At 64.5% G+C, this 24,767-nt stretch carries 23 protein-coding genes; 8 read left to right on the forward strand and 15 right to left on the reverse strand.

Annotation, left to right across the window (positions count from 1 at the left end; all coding sequences use genetic code 11):
* Positions 1–22 precede the first annotated feature (22 nt).
* From AC04SH_RS21710 to AC04SH_RS21720, 3 genes are all read left to right on the forward strand, one after another.
* The gene (locus AC04SH_RS21710) at positions 23–352 is read left to right on the forward strand and encodes an ArsR/SmtB family transcription factor (RefSeq protein WP_477234990.1); all 330 of its coding nucleotides are present in this window, start codon (positions 23–25) and stop codon (positions 350–352) included.
* A gap of 24 nt (positions 353–376) precedes the next feature.
* Positions 377–2,257, forward strand: coding sequence for an ABCB family ABC transporter ATP-binding protein/permease (locus AC04SH_RS21715; RefSeq protein ID WP_488576573.1), 1,881 nt, complete (start codon positions 377–379; stop codon positions 2,255–2,257).
* Positions 2,258–2,537: 280 nt separating this feature from the next.
* Complete coding sequence (locus AC04SH_RS21720; RefSeq protein WP_488576574.1) at positions 2,538–2,885, forward strand: antibiotic biosynthesis monooxygenase; 348 nt, start codon at positions 2,538–2,540, stop codon at positions 2,883–2,885.
* On the opposite strand, the gene AC04SH_RS21725 is transcribed toward AC04SH_RS21720, so the two are convergent.
* Positions 2,864–3,736, reverse strand: a complete 873-nt coding sequence (locus tag AC04SH_RS21725) for an SMP-30/gluconolactonase/LRE family protein (RefSeq protein WP_488576575.1) — start codon at positions 3,734–3,736, stop codon at positions 2,864–2,866. The two genes, AC04SH_RS21720 and AC04SH_RS21725, sit on opposite strands and share 22 nt — an antisense overlap.
* Before the next feature lie 96 nt (positions 3,737–3,832).
* Positions 3,833–4,561, reverse strand: a complete 729-nt coding sequence (locus AC04SH_RS21730; RefSeq protein ID WP_488576576.1) for a lysozyme inhibitor LprI family protein — start codon at positions 4,559–4,561, stop codon at positions 3,833–3,835.
* A 149-nt stretch (positions 4,562–4,710) separates the two neighbouring features.
* On the opposite strand from AC04SH_RS21730, the gene AC04SH_RS21735 reads away from it, so the two are divergent.
* Together AC04SH_RS21735 and AC04SH_RS21740 are read left to right on the forward strand one after the other, a co-directional pair.
* Positions 4,711–5,460 carry a phosphatidylserine decarboxylase gene (locus tag AC04SH_RS21735; protein WP_488576735.1) on the forward strand — a complete coding sequence of 250 codons (750 nt, stop codon included), beginning with the start codon at positions 4,711–4,713 and terminating at the stop codon, positions 5,458–5,460.
* A 3-nt stretch (positions 5,461–5,463) separates the two neighbouring features.
* Positions 5,464–6,279 carry a CDP-alcohol phosphatidyltransferase family protein gene (locus tag AC04SH_RS21740; RefSeq protein WP_352585029.1) on the forward strand — a complete coding sequence of 272 codons (816 nt, stop codon included), beginning with the start codon at positions 5,464–5,466 and terminating at the stop codon, positions 6,277–6,279.
* A 442-nt stretch (positions 6,280–6,721) separates the two neighbouring features.
* Here the strand turns inward: AC04SH_RS21740 and AC04SH_RS21745 are convergent, their stop codons facing one another.
* Together AC04SH_RS21745 and AC04SH_RS21750 are read right to left on the reverse strand one after the other, a co-directional pair.
* Complete coding sequence (locus AC04SH_RS21745; RefSeq protein ID WP_488576577.1) at positions 6,722–8,944, reverse strand: AMP-binding protein; 2,223 nt, start codon at positions 8,942–8,944, stop codon at positions 6,722–6,724.
* Between the two features lie 168 nt (positions 8,945–9,112).
* The gene (locus tag AC04SH_RS21750; RefSeq protein ID WP_488576578.1) at positions 9,113–9,520 is read right to left on the reverse strand and encodes a tautomerase family protein; all 408 of its coding nucleotides are present in this window, start codon (positions 9,518–9,520) and stop codon (positions 9,113–9,115) included.
* Between the two features lie 117 nt (positions 9,521–9,637).
* Here AC04SH_RS21750 and AC04SH_RS21755 point away from each other — a divergent pair, with 117 nt between their 5' ends.
* A complete protein-coding gene (locus AC04SH_RS21755) occupies positions 9,638–10,501 on the forward strand; it encodes a LysR substrate-binding domain-containing protein (protein ID WP_488576579.1) in 864 nt (287 codons plus the stop codon).
* A gap of 151 nt (positions 10,502–10,652) precedes the next feature.
* Here the strand turns inward: AC04SH_RS21755 and AC04SH_RS21760 are convergent, their stop codons facing one another.
* Positions 10,653–11,576, reverse strand: a complete 924-nt coding sequence (locus AC04SH_RS21760; protein ID WP_488576580.1) for a DMT family transporter — start codon at positions 11,574–11,576, stop codon at positions 10,653–10,655.
* Between the two features lie 350 nt (positions 11,577–11,926).
* On the opposite strand from AC04SH_RS21760, the gene AC04SH_RS21765 reads away from it, so the two are divergent.
* Positions 11,927–12,358 (forward strand): nuclear transport factor 2 family protein, encoded by a 432-nt coding sequence (locus tag AC04SH_RS21765; RefSeq protein ID WP_488576581.1) that lies wholly within the window; start codon positions 11,927–11,929, stop codon positions 12,356–12,358.
* A gap of 10 nt (positions 12,359–12,368) precedes the next feature.
* On the opposite strand, the gene AC04SH_RS21770 is transcribed toward AC04SH_RS21765, so the two are convergent.
* Positions 12,369–13,874 (reverse strand): S10 family peptidase, encoded by a 1,506-nt coding sequence (locus AC04SH_RS21770; protein WP_488576582.1) that lies wholly within the window; start codon positions 13,872–13,874, stop codon positions 12,369–12,371.
* A gap of 137 nt (positions 13,875–14,011) precedes the next feature.
* Between AC04SH_RS21770 and AC04SH_RS21775 the strand changes: the two genes are divergently transcribed.
* A complete protein-coding gene (locus AC04SH_RS21775) occupies positions 14,012–14,518 on the forward strand; it encodes an OsmC family protein (protein WP_488576583.1) in 507 nt (168 codons plus the stop codon).
* A 155-nt stretch (positions 14,519–14,673) separates the two neighbouring features.
* Here the strand turns inward: AC04SH_RS21775 and AC04SH_RS21780 are convergent, their stop codons facing one another.
* The 9 genes from AC04SH_RS21780 to AC04SH_RS21820 all read right to left on the reverse strand — a co-directional run bounded on the left by AC04SH_RS21780 (position 14,674) and on the right by AC04SH_RS21820 (position 24,645).
* The gene (locus AC04SH_RS21780; RefSeq protein WP_023689120.1) at positions 14,674–14,895 is read right to left on the reverse strand and encodes a hypothetical protein; all 222 of its coding nucleotides are present in this window, start codon (positions 14,893–14,895) and stop codon (positions 14,674–14,676) included.
* Positions 14,896–15,088: 193 nt separating this feature from the next.
* Positions 15,089–15,718, reverse strand: a complete 630-nt coding sequence (locus tag AC04SH_RS21785; protein ID WP_488576584.1) for a hypothetical protein — start codon at positions 15,716–15,718, stop codon at positions 15,089–15,091.
* A gap of 79 nt (positions 15,719–15,797) precedes the next feature.
* A complete protein-coding gene (locus AC04SH_RS21790; protein WP_488576585.1) occupies positions 15,798–16,553 on the reverse strand; it encodes an SDR family NAD(P)-dependent oxidoreductase in 756 nt (251 codons plus the stop codon).
* A 30-nt stretch (positions 16,554–16,583) separates the two neighbouring features.
* Positions 16,584–18,065 (reverse strand): amidophosphoribosyltransferase, encoded by a 1,482-nt coding sequence (purF, locus tag AC04SH_RS21795; protein ID WP_112397309.1) that lies wholly within the window; start codon positions 18,063–18,065, stop codon positions 16,584–16,586.
* A 129-nt stretch (positions 18,066–18,194) separates the two neighbouring features.
* Positions 18,195–18,866: a CvpA family protein gene (locus AC04SH_RS21800; protein WP_488576586.1), complete on the reverse strand. Its 672-nt coding sequence runs from the start codon at positions 18,864–18,866 to the stop codon at positions 18,195–18,197.
* Positions 18,867–18,914: 48 nt separating this feature from the next.
* Positions 18,915–20,318 carry a DNA repair protein RadA gene (gene radA, locus AC04SH_RS21805; RefSeq protein WP_477288147.1) on the reverse strand — a complete coding sequence of 468 codons (1,404 nt, stop codon included), beginning with the start codon at positions 20,316–20,318 and terminating at the stop codon, positions 18,915–18,917.
* A gap of 126 nt (positions 20,319–20,444) precedes the next feature.
* The gene (locus tag AC04SH_RS21810) at positions 20,445–21,935 is read right to left on the reverse strand and encodes a replicative DNA helicase (RefSeq protein WP_477234959.1); all 1,491 of its coding nucleotides are present in this window, start codon (positions 21,933–21,935) and stop codon (positions 20,445–20,447) included.
* A 218-nt stretch (positions 21,936–22,153) separates the two neighbouring features.
* Positions 22,154–23,131: a small ribosomal subunit Rsm22 family protein gene (locus AC04SH_RS21815; RefSeq protein WP_488576587.1), complete on the reverse strand. Its 978-nt coding sequence runs from the start codon at positions 23,129–23,131 to the stop codon at positions 22,154–22,156.
* A gap of 164 nt (positions 23,132–23,295) precedes the next feature.
* On the reverse strand, positions 23,296–24,645 hold the full coding sequence (locus AC04SH_RS21820) for a cyclopropane fatty acid synthase (protein WP_488576588.1): 1,350 nt from the start codon (positions 24,643–24,645) through the stop codon (positions 23,296–23,298).
* Between the last annotated feature and the right edge of the window lie 122 nt (positions 24,646–24,767).

A 24,767-nucleotide genomic window follows, 5' to 3' on the forward strand; every position in this document is an offset into this window, starting at 1 on the left:
CATCGTCTATCGCCGATGAACGATGACCCTGTCCGAACCAGACCACGCAAACCGCGCACCGCCCGAAAGCCGCGCGGTTGCCGCTCGCTTTGCAGCACTCTCACACCCGGCGCGCATCGAGATCCTGAAACATTTGTCGGCCAGCAATTCCTGCTGCTGCCGCGAGGTGGTCGATCATCTCGACCTCGCGCAGTCCACCGTTTCCCAGCATCTGAAGATCCTGGTCGAGGCCGGTCTGGTCCGCTTCCAGCCCGACCGCCAGCGCTCCCGCTATGAGGTCGACCGCGCAGCGCTGGCAGACGTTTCCGCATCGCTGACCGCGCTCGTCAATTCCTGCTGCTCCGGCCGCTGAACTCCCACCCAAAAGGCAAGACAAGTGGCAGAAAAAACCGTTTCCGATAGCTCGACCTTCAGTACCTTGCGCAATCTGTGGCCGTATATGTGGCCCGCCGATCGCGCCGATCTCAGGGCACGCGTCACCTGGGCGACGCTGCTTCTGGTCGTGGCCAAGTTGACTCTGGTTGCGGGTCCGTACTTCTTCAAGTGGGCGACCGATGCACTGGCCGGCGACGCCAAATCGCCACCGCCGCTACCGTCCTTCCTGCTGGCGCCGGTCATGCTGGTCGTCGCCTACAATGTCGTGCGGCTGGTGCAGCTCGGCTTCAACCAGCTGCGCGACGCGCTGTTTGCCCGCGTCGGCCAGTATGCGGTGCGCCAGCTCGCTTTCCGCACCTTCGTCCACATGCATCAGCTGTCGTTGCGCTTTCACCTTGAGCGCCGCACCGGTGGCCTGTCGCGCATTATCGAGCGCGGCACCAAGGGCATCGAGACGATCGTGCGCTTCATCATGCTCAACACAGCGCCGACCATTCTCGAATTCGCGCTGACCACAGGCATCTTCGCCTACACCTATGGCTGGAAATATGTGGCCGTGGTGGCGCTCACCGTCTGGCTCTATGTCTGGTTTACGGTCCGCGCCAGCGACTGGCGCATCTCGATCCGCCGCGACATGAACGACAGCGATACCGACGCCAACACCAAGGCGATCGATTCGCTGCTCAACTACGAGACCGTCAAATACTTCAACAACGAGGGTATGGAGGCCGAGCGCTTTGACCGTTCGATGGCACGCTATGAAATGGCTGCGACCAGGATTTGGACGTCGCTCGGTTGGTTGAATTTCGGCCAGGGCATCATCTTCGGCCTCGGCACCGTCATCGTCATGTGCATGTCGGCGCTGGAGGTGCAAGCCGGTACGCAGAGCGTTGGCGATTTCGTCTTCATCAACGCCATGCTGGTGCAACTGTCGGTGCCGCTCAATTTCATTGGCTTCATCTACCGCGAAATCCGCCAGGGGCTGACCGACATCGAGCAGATGTTCGACCTGCTCGATGTGCCGCAGGAGATCACCGACAAGCCCGATGCCAGGCCGCTTGCCGTCTCGGCCGGCAAGGTCGAGTTCCGCGATGTGCACTTTGCCTATGATCCGAACCGCAAGATCCTGAAGGGCGTCTCCTTCGAAGTGCCGGCCGGCAAGACGGTGGCCATTGTCGGCCCGTCCGGCGCCGGCAAGTCGACCATTTCGCGGCTGTTGTTCCGCTTCTATGACGTCCAGGGCGGTCAGGTGCTGATCGACGGCCAGGATGTCCGTGATGTGACGCAGGAGAGCCTGCGTGCCGCCATCGGCATGGTGCCGCAGGACACCGTGCTGTTCAACGACACCATCGCCTACAACATCCGCTACGGCCGCGTCGGCGCCAGCGAGGCGGATGTCGAGAAGGCCGCCGAACTGGCCCAGATCGGGCCGTTCATCGCACGGTTGCCCGAGGGCTACCGCTCGATGGTCGGCGAGCGCGGGCTGAAACTGTCGGGTGGCGAAAAGCAGCGGGTCGCGATCGCCCGCACCATTTTGAAGGCGCCGCCGATCCTGATGCTCGACGAGGCGACCTCGGCGCTGGACAGCCACACCGAACAGGAGATCCAGGCGGCGCTCGACCTGGTCAGCAAGGGCCGCACCACCATCGTTATCGCCCACCGGCTGTCGACCGTGATCACTGCCGACGAGATCATCGTGCTCAAGGACGGCCAGATCGCCGAACGCGGCACCCATGCCGAGCTGATGCGCCAACACGGCCTCTACGCTTCGATGTGGGACCGCCAGCGCGAAGCGACAGAAGCCGAAGAGAGGCTGCGTATTGCGCGCGAGAGCGATGAGCTGGGGGTGATCGTGCGGAGGCGCACTTCGGAGGTGTCGTAGGCGGCGGAGCGCCCCCCCTTGAGGGGGAGATGTCGCCGAAGGCGACAGAGGGGGTCGTTGCGCGTGGAGCGCTAACCTTCATTGGCCGAAAAGAGGTCGCATGCGGTCGAACCAACCCCCTCTGGCCTGCCGGCCATCTCCCCCTCAAGGGGGGAGATTGCAGCGTCGCTGCCGCGCCACCCTTCACCAAAAATTCCCTCTTGACCTCAACCTAAGTTGAGATCGCAAACCCGTTCCTGAGCCACCGAACCCAAGTCGTTCAAGAACGGAGACAATTGAAATGGATCAACTCAATCAACAGTTTGGCAGTGAAGCCGTGTTCAGGGTCGACAAATTCGTCGTCCCCGCCGAGGCGCGCGAGGAAATCCTTCGCAAGGTCAAGGCGACGCATGAGCTGCTGCGCGTGCAACAAGGCTTCGTGCAGGACTTCGTGCTCGAGCAATTCTCGGGGCCGGGCGAATTCAACCTCGTCACCATTGTCGAATGGGAGAACCAGGCGGCCGTCGACAATGTCGTACCGATCGTCAAGGCGGCGCATGAGCGGGCGGGCTTCAACCCGCAGGAGACCATCGCCCGGCTTGGCGTGAAGGCCGATATCGCCAACTATCAGCGTCTGCCCGAACTATAAGAGGGCCAGCCGACGCCAGGTGCGGGCACTTCGACGCTCAGCACCTGGCCGGTGCGGGCATCGCTGACCATGTGCTCGAAGCCGCGCCATTCGGCGGCGACGATGAACAGGATCCTACCGTCGGGCCCGCCAAGCATGCAGGCAAAGCAGCCCCGATCGGCATTGACGGTCTGCAAGACCTCACCACCCTCGCGCACCCGCACGCAGCGTTTGTTGGGAACATCCGCATACCAGGCAGCACCTTCGGCATCGAGGCAGATGCCGTCGGGAAAGCCATCGAGATCGGCCCATATGCGCCGGTTGGAGAGACCGCCATCCTCCGCAATATCGAAAGCGGTCAACCGGTTGGCATGCGATTCCGCGACGATCAGCGTTTTGTCGTCCGGCGTCACCGCCATGCCGTTGGCAAAGGCAATGTTCTCGGCCACTTGCCGGACCTTGCCGTCGGTCGTGATCAGCACGATGGTGCCCGGCCCGAAATGCTCGCCCGCAGCCGGCGCCGGTCCGCCGCCATTGACATAGATGTTGCCGCGCCCGTCGACGACGATCTCGTTCCACGGGCTTTTCGACAGCTCTCTCAAATCGGCGTGGGTGGCGAGGGTGCCGTCCGCCTCCTGCCGCAGCAGCAGCCCCTCGCGCCCTGAGATGACCAGCAGCCGGCCATCCGGCAACCAGTCGATGGAATAGGGCAGGATCGCCGGCACGGTGAGCATCACCTCGCTCTTGCCGTCCTCATCCACCGCGACGATCTCGCCGGTGCCCCAATTGCAGAGCCACAGACGTCCGTCGTGCCAGCGCGGCGACTCCCCGAACGCGAGGCCGGCGGTAACGAGATGCGTTTGGTTCTGCATTTGGGGAAACTCCTTGTTGGAGCGCCATCATGGGGGACCATGATCCGGCGCCATCTCATCAAGGACGGGCGAGGGGGTGGTTCGCCGACAGCAGGTTTACGGCTTTTCGCTCAGGAAGAACGCGCCATCGGCATGGCCGTTGGCGCCGCATGATGGTGATTCGGATCTGTCATCCTTGCCGGCGCCGCTCTGTTCGACGACAAGCGCATCGCCGTTGCGGCGGAAGGTGAAGACGAAGCCGGTCGGCTTGTCGTTGTCGTCGGTGTCGATCAGCCGCAAAATCTTGCGCTTCTCGACGGTGCCGCCGATGTCGCACGCACCGCTTCCCGAGACAGGATTGATGACGATTTCTGCCGAAATCTCGAACTTGCCGGCGTCCGCTGCCATGATCTCGACCGAGCCACGGACACTGCTCCATGTGCCGATCAAACCTGCATCCGCCGGCTTGCGGATGCCGGCCAGGAAGATCGCGCGGTCGCGCAGGAATTCGCCGAGATCGAAAGTCTGCTGGTCCTTTGGTGTGTTCTCGTTGAAGCCGGCAATCTGATCGCGATACACGATGAAATCGCTCTGGTCGTTGCCAGCGGCAGCATCGAGCGTCTTCAGCAGCGCGGCATAGGCATTCGCCACCTCGGCATCGGCTTGCGCCAGAGCCGGATCGGCGCAGATTGCCTTTTCCGCGACACTGGCGGCCTTGGCGCAGTCGAAGGATGGCTTGCCTTGCGCCATTGCGTTGCCATCGGCAGCCAGCAATGCGCTCAGAACGCCGCCGATGACCGCCAATCGGAAGACTGTGAGGTGCGTTTTCCCTGATTTTGAGATCATGGGTGGTCGGCCTTTCGCCGCGCACTGAGCCAGCGGTGGCTGGAATTCTGGCGGCAAAGCCGCCTACAGGCAAGGACGTCGCCGCTCCTGCCGGCCGCGGCCAATGAGCCTTGCCCAATGTTGCGTTGCGACGACGGAGCCTTTCCGGTATTGAGGCCGGACCTGAAACAGGGACCGCCCCACCCCATGAGCCCCATCCGATGAGCCTCGTCGACTCGGTCAAGAATGCCTTCGTTCCGATCCATCGCGAGGGCTATCCGTTCATTGCCGCCTTCGGCGCGGGCACGCTGTTCCTCGGCTATTTCTCCTCGGTGCTGTTCTGGATCGGCCTGATCCTGACCGCCTGGTGCGTGTATTTCTTCCGCGATCCCGAGCGCGTCACGCCGGTCGACGACCGGCTGGTGGTCAGTCCCGCCGACGGCATCATCTCGGCGGTCGGGCCGGCGGTGCCACCACGCGAACTCGGCCTCGGCAACACCGAAATGACCCGCATCTCGGTGTTCATGAATGTCTTTTCCTGTCACGTGAACCGCGCGCCGGTGCGCGGGCGCATTTCCAAGATCGAGCACCGGCCAGGCAAATTCCTCAACGCCGAACTCGACAAGGCAAGCTCGGAGAATGAGCGCAACGGGTTGGTCATCGACAGCCCCAACGGCACCGTGGCCGCCGTGCAGATCGCCGGCCTGGTGGCGCGTCGCATCGTCTGTTGGGCCGAGACCGGCGGCTCGATCGCCATTGGCGAACGTTTTGGCCTGATCCGCTTCGGCTCGCGCGTCGACGTCTTCCTGCCATCGACCGCCGTGCCGCGCGTCGCCGTCGGCCAGACGGCGGTCGGCGGCGAAACCGTACTGGCCGAGTTCGGCGGTATCGCCGCAACACCGCTCGTCAGGATTTCGTAAGCGGTGGGCGCGCCGTTCAAAAAATTCGAGGCTCACGGCAGCGGCGGCCCGCGCATCCGCGAAATTCCGATGCGCATGGTGCTGCCCAATCTGGTCACCGTGCTTGCCATCTGTGCCGGCCTGTCCGGCATCCGCTTCGGCTTCGAGGGCCGTTTCGAGCCGGCTGTGGTGATGGTGCTGCTCGCCGCCTTCCTCGACGGCATAGATGGGCGCCTGGCGCGCATGCTGAAGGCGACGTCCAAATTCGGCGCGCAAATGGATTCGCTTGCCGACATCGTCAATTTCGGCGTGGCGCCCGCTTTGGTGCTCTATGCCTTCCTGCTCGACCGCGCAGGATCGCCTGGCTGGATTGCGGTGCTGCTGTTCGCCATCGCCTGCGGTTTGCGGCTCGCGCGCTTCAACGTGCTCGACGAGGACAATGATCGCCCGATCTGGCAGAGCGAATATTTCGTCGGCGTGCCGGCGCCGGCAGGCGCCGTGCTGGTGATGCTGCCGCTTTACCTGTCGTTCCTGCGCGTTGGCATTGAGCCCAGCCGCCCCGCCGCCTTCGTCGCCACCGGCTTCACCATCCTGGTCGCCTTCCTGCTGGTCAGCCGGCTGCCGGTCTACTCCGGCAAAAGCTTGAAAGTGCCGGGTGACAAGGTGCTGCCGATCATCCTTGCGGTCGTCCTCTATGTGCTGCTGTTGATGACCTATCCTTGGTACACGCTGACCGCCTCGGTCGCCGGCTATCTCATCTTCCTACCCTTCAGCGTGCGCGCCTATACAAAACGCGCCCTGCGCGAGGGTGAGAAGGTGCCGCCCTCGGATATCGGCTGACAGGCCCCTGTCGGAACCTGCCGGGCATCTTGACCGTTGTGTCTCAATGGGCGACCGGGAGAAGCCGTCGCGCTATATCGGTAGCCATGAGCAGCGAGGTGCGGCGCCGAAACGCTAATACCGCAAGCGACTTGCGTCAGGCAGGCCCTGGAGAAGAGCGAGGAGAAATGACTGTCATCCTCATTGGCGCGTTGCTCACTGTCGCTGGCGTTGTGTACATAGCGGGTGCGGTCCTCGGGCGCGGGCGGCTCAGCGATCCGAAGTCCTCTCGCGCTACCCCGGATCGCCCGGCGCCAAATTTCGCAACGACAGGCCCGACACTTGAGCCGCGGCGGCGCGGGCTCGGTTTCTTCGGCCTGTCGCAGAACTGGCCTGGCCTGCTAATGATGGGGGTCGGCCTTATCATGCTGTTGTCGGCGGCGGTCCTTTAGACAAGGGCCTCTCAGGCCGCAGCACTCAGCCCCAGCCGATCGATCGCCAATTTGCGGGTCAAGACGTAGTCGGTCTTGCCGGAGCCCAGCACCGGAATCTCCTCGACCTTGACGATGTCGTTGGGCACCATCAGCTCGGCCGCACCCGCCTGCTTGCCGAACTTGCGCAGCTCTTCCGGATCGGCGTCGTCGGCAGTGGTGACCAGCACGATGCGCTCGCCGCGCCTCTTGTCGGGCACTGCCACTGCGGCGTGGCGCTCTTCCGGCCACAGCGACTGCACCAGCATCTCGACCGCGCCGAGCGACACCATCTCGCCGGCTATCTTGGCGAAGCGTTTTGCCCGGCCGCGAATGGTGATGAAGCCCTCGCGGTCGACCGAGACGATGTCGCCGGTGTCATGCCAGCCGTCCAGCGGCTGCAATTCGCCGGGGCGGTCCGCCGTCATGTAGCCCATCATCAAATTCGGCCCGTCGAGCCACAGACGCCCGGCATCCTCGATGCCCTCGACCGGTTCCAGCTTCATGCGCATCGCCGGCAACGGCCGCCCGACCGTGCCGTCGCGTCCATGGATGGCGGTGTTGACGGCAACCACGGGAGCTGCCTCGGTCAGCCCGAACCCCTCGATGATCGAGGCATCGAAGCGCTCGCGGTAGACGCGCCGCGTCTCCGGCTTCACCGCTTCGGCGCCGGCAACGACGAAGCGCAGGCTGGAGAAATCGCCGTCCTTGGCGGTGCGGGCATAATTAGCGAGGAACGTGTCAGTGCCGAACATGATGGTCGGCTTCACCTTGCGCGCGATCTCCGGGATGATCTTGTAGTGCAGCGGCGAGGGGTAGAGGAACAGCTTTACTCCGGTCATCAGCGGCAGGATGGTGCCGCCGGTCAGGCCGAAAGAGTGAAACACCGGCAGAACGTTGAGCAGGATGTCGGACGGCGAGATGGTAATGCGCGCCTCAGCCTGCATGGCATTGGCGTGGAGATTGCGGTGCGACAGCACCACGGCCTTGGGCGTGCCTTCCGAGCCTGAGGTGAACAGGATCACCGCTGGTTTGGCGGCGTCCTGCCGTTGCAGCGGGAACCGCCACAGCACGGCGGCGCTGAGCTTTTCCAGCGCGGTGACGCTTGCGCGCACATCCTCCAGCCACAGCATTTTGGCGCCGCCGGCCTCGACCGCGGCAATGATGTCGGCAAGCCCGGCCTTCTCGACGAACGCGCGGGAGGAAATCACCGTTCGGATCACTGCCGTGCGCACCGCGGCGGTGACGCTCGCCGGCCCGGCGGTGTAGTTGATGAACGCCGCTACCCGGCCGGCTGATAGCAGGCCGACAAAGGACAGCACCACGCCATTGGCGTTGGGCAGCAACACCCCGACCGCTTCGCCGGGTGCTGTCACCGCCTCGAAACGGCGGCCGAGCACGCGCGCGCCGATGAACATTTTTCGGTAGCTGAGCGAGCCGCTGATCACATCCTCGATGATCGGATGCGAGGCGCCGGTGCGGTCCGCTGCATCGCGCATGGCCAGGAACAGGCCGCGATCGAGGTTGCTGCCGAAAAGCCTGGCCTCGGCGATGCGGTCGAACAGCGCATTGGTGTTGGAAGCCTGGTCGGGATTGCGCGCCACCAGTTCGGCAATCGTCATCGGCTCCAGCACGCTGATCGACAGTTGTGGGAACCAGTGGCGGGGCGCCCGGTCTTTTGGCGTCAAGGACACCGGCAGGTCGCGCGCGCCGGCGACGAAGATCGGCACGATGGCGGCGTCGGCCTGCATGGCAATGCGGGTGACGGCACGGAAGAGGCGAAATGACTTCACATCGGGCTCGACGTCGTCGGGCAGATAGACGGCAAGCCGGCCTTTGCCCTTCAGCACCCTGACCAGCCGGCGGCTGACAAAGAGATGCTCGGCGTTGAAGGCAATGGTGCGGCCAAGCTCGCGCCACGGCTCCAGCCAGGGCGAGCGCGCCGAGGCCTCGTCCAGGATGTGCAGTGTGTCGTCGGGCAGCAGCGACAGCATCAGTGCCGGCTCGAAGCGCGACTGGTGCGAGACCACATAGATCACCGGCGTCGGCGCGTTGCGGGCAATACGGATGCGCCTGTCCTCGATCTGGTAGGCAAGCTTGAACGGCACGTAGAGCAGCGCCTGGGTGAAGCGCAGGTCGAGGCGAAAGGTCTCGATCGCGGCAATCAGCAGCCAGGCCAGCACGAGGCCTGCAAGCAGCGCCAGTGTCAGGATCATGCCGCGTCTCTCCCAACGTTCCGGTATCGCGGCTCTTCGTCCGCTTCGCAGCAGAGGGTAACGCAATGGGGGGCAAGGTCAATGTCGAGCCTTTTTCCTTCTCCCCGTTCACGGGGAGAAGGTGCCCGAAGGGCGGATGAGGGGCGGGCGCTGCGCTCGTTGGCTTCCTCAAGCCGCCTTCAACCGCCCGCTGATGAACCGGAACTCCTGGCTCTTGCCGCCATAGCCGTAGGCAGCCGCTGGCACCTCGTGCACGAAAGCATAGCTCTCCTCATGCACGCCACCCAGCAACTGGCCAAAAGCGTCAAAGATCGCCTTCAGATAGGCCTCCAGCTCCAGCTTGGTGTTGGTGCCGTCAACCACCTTGATGTCGAGCCAGAAGGTGCTGGCGCCGTGCTCGGCCAGCGACTTGCCGCCGGCGAACCAGTGCCGCGGGTCGACATAGCTGACGGCGACGGCGGTGATCGTCGGATCCTTGCGCAGATGGGTTGCGGTCAGGCCAGTGATTTCCTTGGCAATTGCGGCGGACAGCTTGGCGTCTGGCTTGCCGGTGACGCTGATGTTGATGATCGGCATTTTTCTCTCCTTTGGTTGAGCGAGCGGCTTCTGTTTTGCCGTTGGAGAGACCATGCCATCATCCTAGAATCAAAAAAATCGAATTGTTTCGAACAAAAGGTTCTGTATTATCGAAGTATGCAAGCGCTCGATCCCGATCTGCTCAAAACCTTCCTTGCCTTTGTCGATAGCGGCTCGCTGGCCCAGGCTGCGTCCGCTGTCGACCGCTCGCCCTCGGCGGTGACGGCCCAGATGCAGCGGCTGGAGGAGGTCGTCGGCGAACCGTTGTTGGTGGCGCAGGGGCGTGGCCGTGGGCTGACGCCGGCCGGCGAGGATCTGGTCGGCCATGCCCGTCGCATCCTTGCCGTGCACAGCGAGGCCTGGCTGGCACTGAAAGGCGCGCGTGCCGCCGGCCGCGTCGCCATCGGCACCACGCAGGATTTCGCCGATAGCGGCCTGCCAGAGTTGCTGCGCGCCTTCGCCACCAGCCATCCGCGCGTCAGGATTGAACTGCGCGTCGGCCGCTCGGCTGAGCTTGGCGACGCGCTCCAGACCGGGCAGCTCGATCTGGCCATCATCATGCGCAAAACCCCGGCCAATGACGAAGTCGGGCTGTTCAGCGAGCCGATGCTGTGGCTGTGCTCGCAAAAGGGGCTTGCCGTACGGGAAGAGGAATTGCCGCTGGCGCTGCTCGACCCCTATTGCGGTTTTCGCGAAGCGGCACTCGCAGCCCTCGATGCAGCCGGCCGCCGCTATCGCATCGCCGCCGGCAGCGCCAGCCTTGCGGGCCTGCGAACCGCAGTCAACGCCGGCATAGCGCTGACCTTGCGCACCGCCCGCTTTGCCCATTCCGGCATCGTCGAAGCGCCGCGCGAGCTCGGCCTGCCGCCGGTGCCGATTGCGCAATTCGCCATAAGGCTCGGCCAGGGCGCCGAACGGCCGGCGCGCGACCTTGCCGCCTTGCTCAGCGACAATCTGGCTTTGCCCGGCCTTACCGGCTGATTTCCGCTTGCCGGCTGATGTCCAAAGAAAAAGCCGACCTTTACGGTCGGCTTTAAGGAGGACGGGTCGAGGGGTTTGGGGGGACTTGGGGGGTGACCCGTCGCACCAATAATGCCTGAGCCGAATGATGGTTCCATGACTCCGAAAATAATTATGGGGTTGCCGCACTTTTTCTCGCCACCTGCCAATCGCGCCCGGCATGGGCAAAAACCGCGCACAGCACGATGGCGCCGCCGGCGAGGCTGGCGGCTGGTGCGATCTCGCCCAGGAACAGGAAGGCGAACAGGATCGCGAACGGCACTTCGGCCGCACCGAGCAGGCCGGATTCAGGCGCCGGGATCAGCCGCGAACCCTCAGTCCACAGGATCGACGCCGCCGCAAACGATCCTCCGAAGGCGACGAGCAGCACGGCATCCCGAGCCGAAACCGCCAGCGGGTCGGTGACGAACCAGCCGAACAGGAACAGCAGGAAGGCCGATACCGCGCCCGCCCACACCACGGGCGTGTCGCGGAAGGCGCGCACCATGATCATGTATAGCGCGCTGCCCGTGGTCATCAGCAGTGCGAGCCCGTCGCCGAACAGATGGCCGCTGCCGAAGCCGGAACCGACCATGATCGCCACGCCGCATAGCGACACTGCTGCAGCAACAAGCGTCTGCGCCCGGAAAGGCTCGCGCACCAGCACGAAGGCGAGCAGCGCGGTGATGAAGGGCGCGGTGGCATAGATGACCGCCACATTGGCGACATAGGTGAACTTGAACGCCGAGATGAAGGCGATGCTGGCCGCCGCACCCTCGACCGCCAGCAGCCAGCCGCGCCAACCGAGTCGCAAGCTTTCCCGCCCGCCGGAGCGACGGCGACGCCAGAGCACATAGACGGCGATCAGGATCGACCCGACGAAACCGCGCCAGCAGGTGATGGTCAGTGGATCGGCATGGATCGATTTGGTGAGTACTCCGGTGAGGCCGAATGCGACGGCCGACGCCGAGACCAGGGCGATGCCGAGCGTGCGCTCGGCAGCGATGCTGGCCGCGCTGTTCATGAGCGTGTCGGGCTTGTCGAGGGAATCCGTCATGTCACCAGACTACGCTTGCTGTCCTGGCACCTGGCTGTCAGCAGCGGGCATCATCCCGTGGCACAGCTGGCGCGCCTCTGCGCCAGCTTCGGGCTTACGTTGGGGCAGGGGCCGGCGGCATTCGCTGATGCTGACAAAGGGCTTTTACGCGGACAAAAGCCACTTAACAGTGGTCGCTGACGCTATTGCGCGCGGCGGCGGACGCGCATGTTCGGCGTCTTGCAATGCTGGACGGCCCCAGCCCAATCAGGTAATTTTGAGGCTCGCGGATTGATCGGCGCGGCTCACCCCGGCAGCGGACTACGGAGAGGGCGCGCCAATGCGTGCGCTGCATAAGTCCGGGAGGTTCGATGACCGAAGTGATCGATCGACTGGTGACGGCGATGAACGCGCATCATCTCGACGCTGTCACCGCTCTCATCCACGAGAACTATCGGAGCGTACAGCCGGCGCACCCGGGCAGAGCCTTCGTTGGGCGTGACCAGATGCGCGCCAACTGGGAGGCCATGTTCACGGGAATACCTGACTTCCACGCGGCGGTCACGCGCTCGGTCCAAGACGGTGACACGACCTGGATCGAATGGCATTGGTCAGGGACTCGCAGCGACGGGCAACCCTTCGAGGTGCGCGGGGTCACGCTGTTCGAGATCATCGACGGTCAGATTGCGGCCGGGCGATTGTATCTGGAGGACGTCGAGCGCCAGGTTGTCGGCATCGAAGACGCGGTTGAAGCCCTCTCCGGGCGCCGTCCGCCAACGGCCAGCAGTGGAACCGGTTCGTGACCTCGCCACCTCACTGCGTTACCTGGTAGAGCTCCGCAACGGCCTCCTTCAGCGCGCGCCTTCCGTCCGGCCTGAAATACATCATGTGGCCGCCCTCTATGACGTCGAGGCGGATAGGCTTGGCGTTGGCGAGCGTCGGGACCTGGTTGACCAGATAGCGCGAGGCGAGATAGGGCGTGACCAGGTCGGTTTCGCCATTGACGATCACCACGCCGAGCGCCGGGTTCAGCGAACGTGCGCGCTGCAGATCGTCCATCACTCCGGCATAGCCTTGCCGCGAGCTGCCGTAGTCCCAATTGTGAGTGACGTCGCCATTGAGCAACCGGTAGCTGACGTCGGTGCGAAAATTCAGCTCGTCGCGTGCATAGGAGACGAAGGCCGAGGTCAATGCCGGCACGCTGCGGTCGAGCACCGGATCCGGGCCGGCGATGCGCGCGCTCTCGGGGGCGATATCGCTGGTGGCGATCGTGCCGTCGTAAGGGCTGAGCACCTTGCCACCAGCGCGCTGGAATTCGCGCGCGAAAAGGCCGGTCGGGATGCGGGCGAAATTGCGCTGCACGAGCTCGAGCGGCAGGCCGGTGATCTCGGCCACGCGCTGGCTGGCCAGCCGCCCGCCCTGTTCCAGCCCGCTGGTCAGAGCGGTGAGGTAGTCACCCAACGCATAGTGCTCGACCCCGGCGAGTTTCTCGCGCAGCGCCTCGCCGCTGACGCCTTCGCTGCGCAGCCGCACCGCCGCCAGCGAGGGCAGTTCCAGCGCCCAATGCAGCGGCTGAAACTCGTCCGGCAGCACCAGCGTGAATTCCAGCGCCGGCGAGATCAGCACGATGCCGTTCGGGCTCAGGCCGACATCTTCCTGCAGGGTTCTGGCCAGGAGTGCTGCCCGGAACCCGCCATAGCTTTCGCCGGCAAGGAAGAGTGGCGATCCGGTGCGGCCGTTCTGGGCGAGATAAAGCCGGATGAAGGCGCCGATCGAACTGGCATCCTGGCTGACGCCCCAGAAGTCCTTCGTGTCCTGGCCGGGCGCCTCGCGGCTGTAGCCGGTGCCGACCGGATCGACAAAGACGAGATCGGTCATATCGAGCCAGCTGTCGGGATTGTCGATCAGCTTTTGCGGCGGCGGCAGGAATTGCCCATCAGCCCCGGTCGCGATGACGCGCGGGCCGAGTGCGCCGAGATGCAGATAGGCGGACGCCGCGCCCGGGCCGCCATTGAAGACGAAGGTAATGGGACGAGCCTTCTCCGCACCCGCAGGTGGCGGCAGCGTGTAGGCGACATAGAAGATTTCCGCCGTGACCTCGCCCTTGCCCGAAAGCAGCGACAACGTGCCGGCCTTTGCCTGGTAGTCCAGCTTGTGCCCGGCAATGGTGATCGAATGGCTGGTCGCCTGCGGCGCCGGCAACAGCGACAGCACGCCGCCCGTGGGTGCGGGGCGCTCGGGCGTTTCGGCTAGGGTCGGGTGCGCGAAGGCGACAAGCACCAGGAGAATTGCGGGAATAAGCTTCAGCTTGGCACGCATGACACCTCCGGGAATGGCTCCCGCATAGGTAAGGTCTGGGCGGTCGAAGTCAAAGTAACGATTCGCGGTGTCGTGGCCCCTCTGTCCCGCCGGCATATCAGTGCTATCAAAGCGTGAAGGACTCGAAAGGAAAGACCATGGACGCCACCGCACTCAAAGCCATGCAGGCGCCGCTGAAGGAGGCCTATCGCGGCGATGCCGCGCAGGCGCTGATCACGCTTCGCGCCCGGGGTTCGATCGACGAGCAGTCGATCGCCTGCAAGGTCGAGACGGGCAGGGCGATTGCCGTGGCCGGGCTGCATCCGGCAACGGGCGGCTCCGGGCTCGAACTTTGTTCGGGCGATATGCTGCTCGAGGCGCTGGTCGCCTGCGCCGGCGTGACGCTGAAGGCCGTGGCGACGGCGCTGGAGTTCAAGCTCGGCGCGGCGACCGTCGAGGCCGAAGGCGATCTCGACTTTCGCGGCACGCTGGGTGTGGCCAAGGATGCCCCGGTCGGCTTCCGCGCCATCCGGCTGAATTTCAACCTCGACACGGATGAACCGCAGGAGCGCATCGATTCGCTCATCAAGCTGACGGAACGCTATTGCGTGGTATTTCAGACGATCAACAGTAAGCCGGAGCTGAGGGTTTCAGCGCAGCGCTGATCTCCCCCCTTGAGGGGGAGATGTCGCCGAAGGCGACAGAGGGGGTCGGGCCGACTGGACGCGACGCCCTTTGTGCAAAAGCAGGTTGGCACTCTACGCGAGACGACCCCCTCTGGCCTGCCGGCCATCTCCCCCTCGAGGGGGGAGATACCCAATTATTGCGCCGCCGGCTCTTCCGCATCGCCCTCATCCGTAAACGGCGAGGCGCTTGGCACGCAGTTCACCGCCCAGCCGGCCGGGGTCGGCTGCTTCTGGTACTCGGTGATGGCGTTGGTGCACTGTTCGCGGGTGTCGAAGGTGCTGGGCAGCACCACCATGCCGCCTTGCGGGCCGGCGATCACCAGGTACCAGACCAATGCTACGCTGGGAGCAGCCATGGGAATTCCTCGCTTTGCTGGATGTCGGATTCGGGTCGAACCCTAGCAACTCCCGGCTGATGGCGAAAGCAGGGCGAAGGGGGAGCGGCCCGCCGGAGCATCACAGACCCGTGAACGAACCGCTCCATTTGTTTTTACGCAATTCCGGACGGAAAACCGTTCACACTTTTCCTGGAATTGCTCGAGCTTGCGCTCAGTTCGTTACAAAACAGTAGAACAGGCCGTCGCCGCCGGTGCCTTTCAGCGCCTCCTGGCTGCAGCCGCCGCGCGAGGCGTGCGAGGAGTTCCAGGATTTGGCCGCTGCCGACTCGTCCAGCCCGGTGCGGTCGTGATGGCCCATCATTGCCGCACCTTCCGCCCCGCTCAAGGTCCAGTCGCCGCAGGTCTGGTCGGCGATCTTGGTGCCGTCGGGCTTCGAGCCGGTCAAAATGTCGTGCCGGTTCGGCTTGTCGCCGCGGCCGTTCACCACTCCGCCCTTCTCGTTCAGTGCCGTCTGCTTGGTGATGGCGTTCGCGTCGCCGTGCAGCGAGGCGACGTCATCGGCGATCCTTTCGCCCTTGGCATTGACCCACGGACCCTTGCCGATGCGGTCGCGCGCATCGACATCGGCGGTCGAGAGATAGGCGTGCCATTCCTTGCCGGTAACCCCGGCCGCTTCCGCCAGGGACGCGCAGTGGGCGTCCGCACCCTTGAGGCCGCCGAGGTCGGCGCCTTTGCCGGACCCGACACTGGTGACGAAGAAGCTCATCTTGGCGTCTTGGGCGAGGGCTGCGCCAGCTGTGGCTGCAAGCGCTGCGGCGGCAACGAGAACAAGTCTGCGCATGTCGGTCCTCCGGTTTCGAATGTCCTACATTCGAAGAAACGTAACTGGAGGCCTGTTTAATCCCGCTTCAGCCCAGCTTTTATTCCGGCTGCCGGTAGGCGACGAAGCGGTTGTGCCTGGCCTGGAAGATCAGCCCCGTCTCCTTCAGCTCGGGACTGGCCAGCGGCACAATGCGCTTCGCAATCTCCGATGGATGCGGCAGCGTCTCCGGATCTTCGCCGGGTGCCGCCTGCGCGCGCATGGCAGTGCGCGTGGCGCCGGGGTCGACGGCATTGATGCGCAGCGCCAGGCTTTGCGTCTCATGCGCCCAGGAGCGCATCATGGCTTCCACCGCCGCCTTCGATGCCGCATAGGGCGCCCAGAAGGCGCGCGCCGAATGCGCGGCCCCGGAGGACATGAGGATAGCGCGGCCGGCGTCGGAGAGCCTGAGCAGCGGGTCGACCGAACGGATCAGCCGCCAGGTCGAGGTGACGTTGATGGTCATCACCTTCTCGAAGGTTTTCGCCTCGACATGGCCGATCGGCGAGATGACGCCGAGCACGCCGGCATTGGCCACCAGTATGTCGAGCTTGCCCCAGCGCTCATGAATGGCGCCGCCCAGCCGGTCGATGCCGGCCATGTCGGCAAGATCGAGCGGCACCAGCGTTGCTTCGCCCTTGCCGGTCCTGGCGCGCTCGGCCTTGATCTGGTCGTCGAGCTCTTCCAGCCCTCCAACCGTGCGGGCGACCGCAATCACATGCGCGCCGGCGGCGGCAAGTTCTTTCGCGATGAAATAGCCAATGCCGCGCGAGGCGCCGGTAACGACCGCGACGCGGCCGGAGAGGTCGAGGGTCATGCGAGCGCTTTCAAGGATGGCAGTTGGGCTTTAGGCCCCGTTGTTTGCCAGCAGCGACAGCGTGCGCACATTGTCGTGGCCTTCGAAGTCGAGCAGGCGGGTCGGGTACTGACCGGTGAAGCAGGCATCGCAGAATTGTGGCTGCTCATTGTCACGGCCGGCCTCGCCAACGGCGCGGTAGAGCCCGTCAATGGTGAGGAAGCCGAGCGAATCGACGCGGATGAATTCGGCCATTTCCTCGATCGACATGCGCGACGCCAAAAGCTTCGACTTCTCCGGCGTGTCGACGCCGTAGAAGCACGACGCACTGGTCGGCGGCGAGGCGATGCGCATATGCACTTCCCGGGCGCCGGCGTCGCGCACCATCTGCACGATCTTCTGGCTGGTGGTGCCGCGCACGATGGAATCGTCGACCAACACCACGCGCTTGCCCTCGATCATGCGGCGGTTGGCGTTGTGCTTCAGCTTGACGCCCATGTGGCGGATGGAATCGCCGGGCTGGATGAAGGTGCGGCCGACATAGTGGTTGCGGATAATGCCGAGCTCGAAGGGGATGCCCGCAGCCTGGGAAAAGCCGATCGCCGCCGGCGTGCCGGAATCCGGCACCGGCACGACGATATCGGCCTCGACCGGGCTTTCCTGCGCCAGTTCGGCGCCGATGCGCTTGCGCACCTCATAGACGTTGCGGCCTTCGACCGAGGAGTCCGGACGGGCGAAATAGACATATTCGAAGATGCAGAAGCGGGTCTTCTGTGGCTCGAAGGGGAACAGGCTCTCGATGCCTTTCGAGGTCACGACGACCATCTCGCCCGGCTTCAGGTCGCGCACGAAGCGGGCGCCGATAATGTCGAGCGCGCAGGTTTCGGAGGCCAGGATCCAGGCGCCGTCGAGGTCGCCCAGCACAAGCGGGCGAATGCCGAGCGGATCACGACAGCCGATCATCTTCTTGGAGGTCATCGCCACCAGAGAGAAGGCGCCTTCGACCTGGCGCACGGCGTCGATGAAGCGCGAGTTGAGATCGCGCTCCTTGCTGGTCGCGACCAAATGCAAAAGCGTTTCGGTGTCGGAGGTCGACGAGAAGATCGCGCCCTGTTTCTGCAGCGCGCGCTGCACGGTCATGGCGTTGGTGAGGTTGCCGTTGTGAGCGACGGCAAAGCCGCCATCGGCGAGTTCGGCGAAGAAGGGCTGGATGTTGCGCATGCCGGCGCCGCCGGTGGTGGCGTAGCGCGTGTGGCCGATGGCGCGATTGCCTTGCAGGCTGTCGATGACGTGCTGCTTGGTGAAGGTGTCGCCGATCAGCCCGACATGGCGTTCGACATGGAACTGCGTGCCGTCATAGGAGACGATGCCGGCCGCTTCCTGGCCGCGATGCTGCAGTGCATGCAGGCCAAGTGTGACGATGGCTGCGGCGTCCTGCCGGCCGAAAATACCGAACACGCCGCATTCGTCGTGAAAATGATCGTCTGCTTCGGCGGAAAGCACGTCGTCTGCGTCTGCCTTCGAAACTGCCATTGGGCTCAAGCTCCGCTAAAATGGCCATATAAGGCGAGAGCGCCGCGAAAGCAACGCACGCCGTGCGCCGTTCACACCATAGTCAGCTCATAAATGGCGCCCGCCCAGTGGGCGCCATACCGTTCCAGGTCAGTTTGCCGGCGCGGCCGGGGCCGGAGCAGCGGGCTGTGCCGGTGCATTGTCGGCCGGGGCATCGGTCTCGTCGTCGGGCGCCGGCGCATCCTCGCCTGTTGCCGGCGCATCCGCGGCCGGTGCATCGGCTGCCGGGGGCGTTTCGGGTGCCGCCGGCTGATTCGGGTTGAGCTTCTTCAGGATGGCGTTTTCCGGATCCTCGGGCAGCAGGCTTTCCAGCTTGGCGCCGATGGTTTCGAGCAGCGGCCTCGACTTGGCGTTGGCGATCCAGGCCGGAGCTTTGGCGCCGGCCAGCCAGTTGAAGAACAAGAGCGCCACCGCGACGACGAGGATGCCGCGCGCCGCGCCGTAGAGGAAGCCGAGCGTACGGTCGAGCGCGCCGATCCTGGAATCGATGATCCAGTCGGCAAGCTTCATGGTGATGACGGAAACGACGATCAGCGCGATGACGAAGACGATGCCGGCGGACGCCGCCATGGCGATCTTGTCATTTTCGACATAGGGCTGAACGTAAGGCAGCACCGGCTTGTAGAAGAAGAACGCCGCCGCGGCGGCCGCGGCCCAGGAAACGACGGACAGGATCTCGCGTGACAGGCCGCGAACCATGGCGAGCATCGCCGAGACCAGGGTGAAGCCGACGAGGATTCCGTCAAGCAGCGTAATCGGCATGTTGTTCGCCCCACTCCGATTGTCTTTTCACGGCTCGGCCGAGCCGCGTTAGTCTTCCTCGTCGACACGGCTGCGCCGGGAGCCGGCTATGCGCGCCACGAGATCGGCAAGTTCGGTTGGCTGGAAAGCGCCGGCCCCGATCCCCCCGACAACCTCCTCGCTGCCCAAGGGCAGAACCGCACTTCCAAAACCCAGCTTTTCGGCCTCTTTAAGGCGCTGTTGCGCATGCGCAACCGGCCTCACTGCGCCCGACAGGCTGATTTCGCCGAAATAGACGCAATCGGCGGGAAGGGCAAGACCGGTGAGCGACGAAACCAGTGCAGCGGCGACCGCCAGATCGGCAGCCGGCTCGGAAATCCGGTAGCCGCCGGCGACGTTGAGATACACGTCATGGGTGCCGAAGCGCACCCCGCAATGGGCCTCGAGCACGGCCAAAATCATCGACAGCCGCGCGCCGTCCCAGCCGACGACGGCGCGGCGCGGTGTGCCCAGCGAGGACGGCGCCACCAGCGCCTGGATCTCTACCAGCACCGGCCGCGTGCCTTCCATCCCGGCGAAAACCGCCGCGCCCGGCGACTTTGCATGGCGCTCGCCGAGAAAAAGCTCCGACGGGTTGGCGACTTCGCGCAGGCCTTTGTCCGACATTTCGAAGACGCCGATCTCGTCGGTCGGTCCAAAGCGGTTCTTCACCGTGCGCAGGATGCGGTAGTGATGGCCGCCTTCGCCTTCGAAGTAGAGCACGGCGTCGACCATGTGCTCGACGACGCGCGGGCCGGCGATCTGGCCTTCCTTGGTGACATGTCCGACCAGCACGATGGCTGCACCCGTGGATTTGGCATAGCGGATCATCGCCTGGGCGGCGGCGCGCACCTGGGTGACGGTGCCGGGCGCCGAATCGGCCATGTCGGTCCACAACGTCTGGATGGAATCGAGGATGACGAGGTCCGGCCGCCTGCCATCGGCGATAGTTGCCAGGATATCCTCGACATTGGTCTCGGCGGCAAGTTCGACGGGTGTGTCGGCGACCCCAAGCCGTTGCGCGCGCAGCCTGATCTGGGCGACGGCCTCTTCGCCTGAGACATAGACGATGCGGTGGCCTTTTGAAGCCAGTGCTGCTGCGGCCTGGGTGAGCAGCGTCGATTTGCCGATGCCCGGATCGCCGCCGACCAGCAGCGCCGAGCCGCGCACGAACCCGCCGCCGGTGGCGCGGTCGAGCTCCCCAATGCCCGAGATGATGCGCGGCGCGTCCTCGATGTCGCCGGACAGGCTGGTCAGCACCACGGCGCGGCCCTTGCGGGCATTGCGCGTGTTGGCCGGCCCCGAACCAATGCCGCCCGACGTTCCTTCCTCGACGAGGGTATTCCACTCGCCGCAAGCATCGCATTTGCCGGCCCAGCGCTGATGCACCGATCCGCAATTCTGGCAGATGAACTGGACGCGGGATTTAGCCATCAGGCGCGGCCGGCGATCAAAGAAAGACAGGTTAGCGGGACAGCGCCCCCCTCTGTCCGGCAGGACAGAGGGGGGCGCCGTGGAGAGCTGCCCTTCCAGATATTTGATGCGACTTCTGACAAGCGGCTACTCAAACCTCTCCGCGATATGATGCTCTTCGGCGAGGTCGGAAAACCGGGTGAATTCGCCCTGGAAAGCGAGGCTGACCGAACCCGTCGGGCCGTGGCGCTGCTTGGCGACGATGACTTCGGCCTTGCCGCGCATCTCGTTCATCTCGTGTTCCCACTTGATGTATTCGTCGGTGCCGGGCTTGGGTTCGCGGTTCTTCAGATAATATTCCTCGCGATAGACGAAGATTACCACGTCGGCGTCCTGCTCGATCGAGCCGGATTCACGCAGGTCGGAGAGCTGCGGGCGCTTGTCTTCGCGGCTTTCCACCTGACGCGACAGCTGCGACAGCGCGATGATCGGCACGGAGAGTTCCTTGGCCAGCGCCTTGAGGCCGGTGGTGATCTCGGTGATTTCCTGCACGCGGTTCTGCGAGGCCTTGGCGCTGGAACCCTGCATCAGCTGGATATAGTCGATGACGATAAGGTCGAGGCCGCGCTGGCGCTTCAGCCGGCGTGCGCGCGCCGAAAGCTGCGCGATCGAGATACCGCCGGTCTGGTCGATGAACAGCGGGATCTTCTGCATGGTCTGCGAGCAGGCGACCAGCTTTTCGAAATCCATCTCGGAAATCTCGCCGCGGCGGATTTTTGACGATGGGATCTCGGTCTGCTCGGAAATGATACGGGTCGCCAGCTGTTCGGACGACATTTCCAGCGAGAAGAAGCCGACGACGCCGCCATTGGCGGCCTTGAACGAACCGTCGGCCTGCTGCGCCGGCACATAGGCCTCGGCGATGTTGAAGGCCATGTTGGTGGCGAGCGATGTCTTGCCCATGCCCGGACGGCCGGCGATGATGATCAGATCGGAGGGCTGCAACCCGCCCATGCGGCGGTCGAGATCGCGCAGGCCGGTGGCGATGCCCGAGAGATGGCCGTCGCGCATATAGGCGGCGTTGGCCATGTCGACGGCGGTCTTGACCGCGTCGGTGAAGCTCTCGAAGCCGCCATCGTAGCGGCCGGTTTCGGCCAGTTCGAACAGCCGCCGCTCGGCATCCTCGATCTGCTCGGACGGCGCCATGTCGACCGGCGCATCATAGGCGATGTTGACCATGTCCTCGCCGACGGTGATCAGCGCCCGGCGCGTGGCAAGGTCGTAGATGGCGCGGCCATAGTCTGTGGCGTTGACGACGGTGACGGCTTCGACCGCCAGACGCACCACATATTGCGCCACCGTCATGTCGCCCACCTTCTCGTCGGCCGGCAGGAAGGTCTTCAGCGTGATCGGCGTCGCCACCTTGCCCATGCGGATGAGTTCGGCCGCGACCTCGAAGATCTTCCTGTGCAGCGGCTCGTAGAAATGGCCGGCCTTGAGGAAGTCGGAGACGCGGTAGAAGGCATCGTTGTTGACGAGGATGGCGCCGAGCAGCGCCTGCTCGGCCTCGATGTTGTTTGGCGCCTCACGATAAAGCGGTTGCTCCGCCACGCCGAATTTTCGTGCTGCCTCTGCCATGATGTCCCCGATTTCGATCCCGGCTTCTCGATACCAGAACGCGAAAGATCCGATGCTGACTTATATGCATCAGTTGCGTCCAATCGGCGTTGATGCCCGCTGTCCACAGGGGACGGCAAACCGTCCACAGGACAGAATTCCCGTGCTCTGATTCCGATTGACTCGCAAATGGTGATTGTATTGGCTCGACAGGAACGAAGCAAGAACAATCTCGGCGGCTATCCGCTTCTCTCGTCCAATGTATCGCCCCAGTCCAACCGCCGCGCTGCCTTGAACAGCTCGCCGTCGCGCTTGGTGAAAAGCGTCTCGCCGGCGCTGCCGTCCGGCTGGCACAATTTGAGCAGCACCTTGCCGGAGCCCGATTTCGGCGGCGCGATGACGCGCGGCTGACGTGCAGGCGCCGGCTGCCGCGACGCCGCGACGTAGATGAACTTCTCGTCCTCCCACGGCACATCCGCATCTTTGGCCAGGCGATGCAGGCGCGAGCGGGCGACGCGGCGCGAAAAATGGCACCAGTCTGGCGGCTCAAGCGGGCAGGGGGCGTCGTGGGGGCAAGGGGCCAGCACATTCGCGCCAGCCTCAAGCAATTGCCGGCGCACCGCAAGAATGCGCTGCCAGCCGGCCGGCGTGCCCGGCTCGACAATCAGCAAAGTGTCGCCGGTCAACTGCCAGAGCCGGGCGACAAGCTTCGGCAGCGATGCCGGCGCGATCTCGTCCAGCACATAGGCGCAGGTGACCAGATCGGCGGACTTGAGATCTGCAAGGTCGATGGTGACGTCGCCGGCGCGCCAGTCGATGCTCGCGGCGATGGCGTCTAGAGCGAGCGCCTGGCCGACCTTGCGCACCGCGGCGCTGGCCTCAAACAGCACCGCCTGTTGGAGATCAGGCCACTGGTCCGTGGTGGCCCAAAGCACCGTGCCCGGGCCGGCGCCGACATCGAGCAGGGTTTTTGGCCGGAAATCGGGCCGTGCATCGGCGAGCGCATCGAGGCTGGCGCGCGCGGCCGCATAGGTCGCCGGCAGCCGTGTCGCCAGATAGGCTTTTACCGCCATCTCCTCGGCTATGTGCAGGCGGCCGTCGCGCAGTTCGGCGCGGTAGCGGTCGGACAGCGTCTTGGCCGCTTGGCGCAGTGCCGGCAGCGGTATCGTTTCGAGCAGGCGCTCGACGCCTTGTCTGAGCGGTGCCGGAAGTTCCACGCTCAGGCTCCCCGCGGTGCGAGCAGGATGACCGAGGCGCCGGCGATCCCGGCAGGGGCGGCTGCGATGGAGAGGAGGGTGGTCATCAAAAAAGGCCTCGCAAAAACGAGACCTTTTTCCGTGTCAGAACCGGCAATGGCAAGCGGCAATCCGCAATCGAGGCGTTATTCCCGATCCGCCACCTTGCGGCGGCGCGCCGGCTTGGGAGCCGCGGACCTTGTGGCAACCGACCTTGCAGCAACCGACCGGGCAACAGCAGGCTCGGCGGCCGCCGTTTCCTGGCGATGCCCCATGTCGCGCATCTCCAGCGCCTTTTCGCATTTGGCTATGTAGTCGCGCGTCATCGGCAGCGTGTCGTTCTTCTTGGTAATCTGGATCTGGAAGATCACCAGATCCTGCCAGCGGAAGGCGGCTTCCGAGGCGGCCAGATAGAACTCCCACATGCGGCAGAAGCGCTCGTCATAGATCGCCTTGGCCTTGTCGCGGTTGGCGGCAAAGCGCTGGCCCCAGTGCTTCAGCGTATCGGCATAGTGTAGGCGCAGCATCTCGACATCGGTAACGACAAGCCCCGACTTCTCGATCGCCGGCATCACCTCCGAGAGAGAGGGTATGTAGCCGCCCGGGAAAATGTACTTGCGGATGAAGGCGCTGGTCGCCCACGGCACGCCCGAGCGGCCGATCGTGTGCAGGAGCATGACGCCGTCCGGCTTCAACAGCGTCGCCGACTTGTCGAAGAAGGTGCGGTAGTGGTTGACGCCGACATGCTCGAACATGCCGACCGAGACGATACGGTCGAAACGTTCGTTGAGTTCGCGGTAGTCCTTCAGGTCGAAATGCACGCGGTCCTGCAGGCCCTGCGCATGCGCACGGTCGGTAGCGACACCGTGCTGTTCGGTCGACAGCGTCACGCCTTGCACGTCGACATCGAAGGCCTTGGCGAGGTAAAGGCCGAGCCCGCCCCAGCCGGAGCCGATGTCGAGCACGGTCTGGCCGGCCTTCAGCCTGAGCTTGGCGGCGATATGGCGCTTCTTGGCGGCTTGCGCCTCGTCGAGCGTCATGTCCGGCTGCTCGAAATAGGCGCAGGAATACTGCATGTCCTCGTCGAGGAAGAGCCGGTAGAGATCGCCCGACAGATCGTAGTGGCGCTGCACGTTGCGGCGCGCCCGCGAGGCGGTATTGATCTGTTGCAGGCGGCGGAAAGCATGGCGCAGGCCTTCGATCGCCTTGGACCAGGTGGCGTCGATGCCGCCGCTGCCCATGTTCTGGAAGGCGATGCGCATCACACCCAGCACGCCGCCCTCAAGGATGTCGAGTTCGCCGTCCATATAGGCTTCCGGCACCGCTAGCATCGGATCGAAGGAGATGGCGCGCTCGGCATGCCTGGTCTTGATGTGCATGTGCACCGGCTCGCCGCTGCCGTCGCCGAAAACCACGGTCGAGCCCTTCGGCCCGGTGACTTTGAGATTGCCCGTGCGCACCAGGCGGTCGAGAACGCGCTTCAGCAGAATATTCATAACCAAATGTCCCCTCACGGTCAGACTGGCTGCACAATTCTGCCTCAATATATAGGGGCTCGAAAAGTTCCATTTGGCACAAAAATGCCCGGGCGAGGCGCCCGGGCATTGGTCCACAAGGG

This window comes from Mesorhizobium sp. CNPSo 4688 (assembly GCF_057784295.1).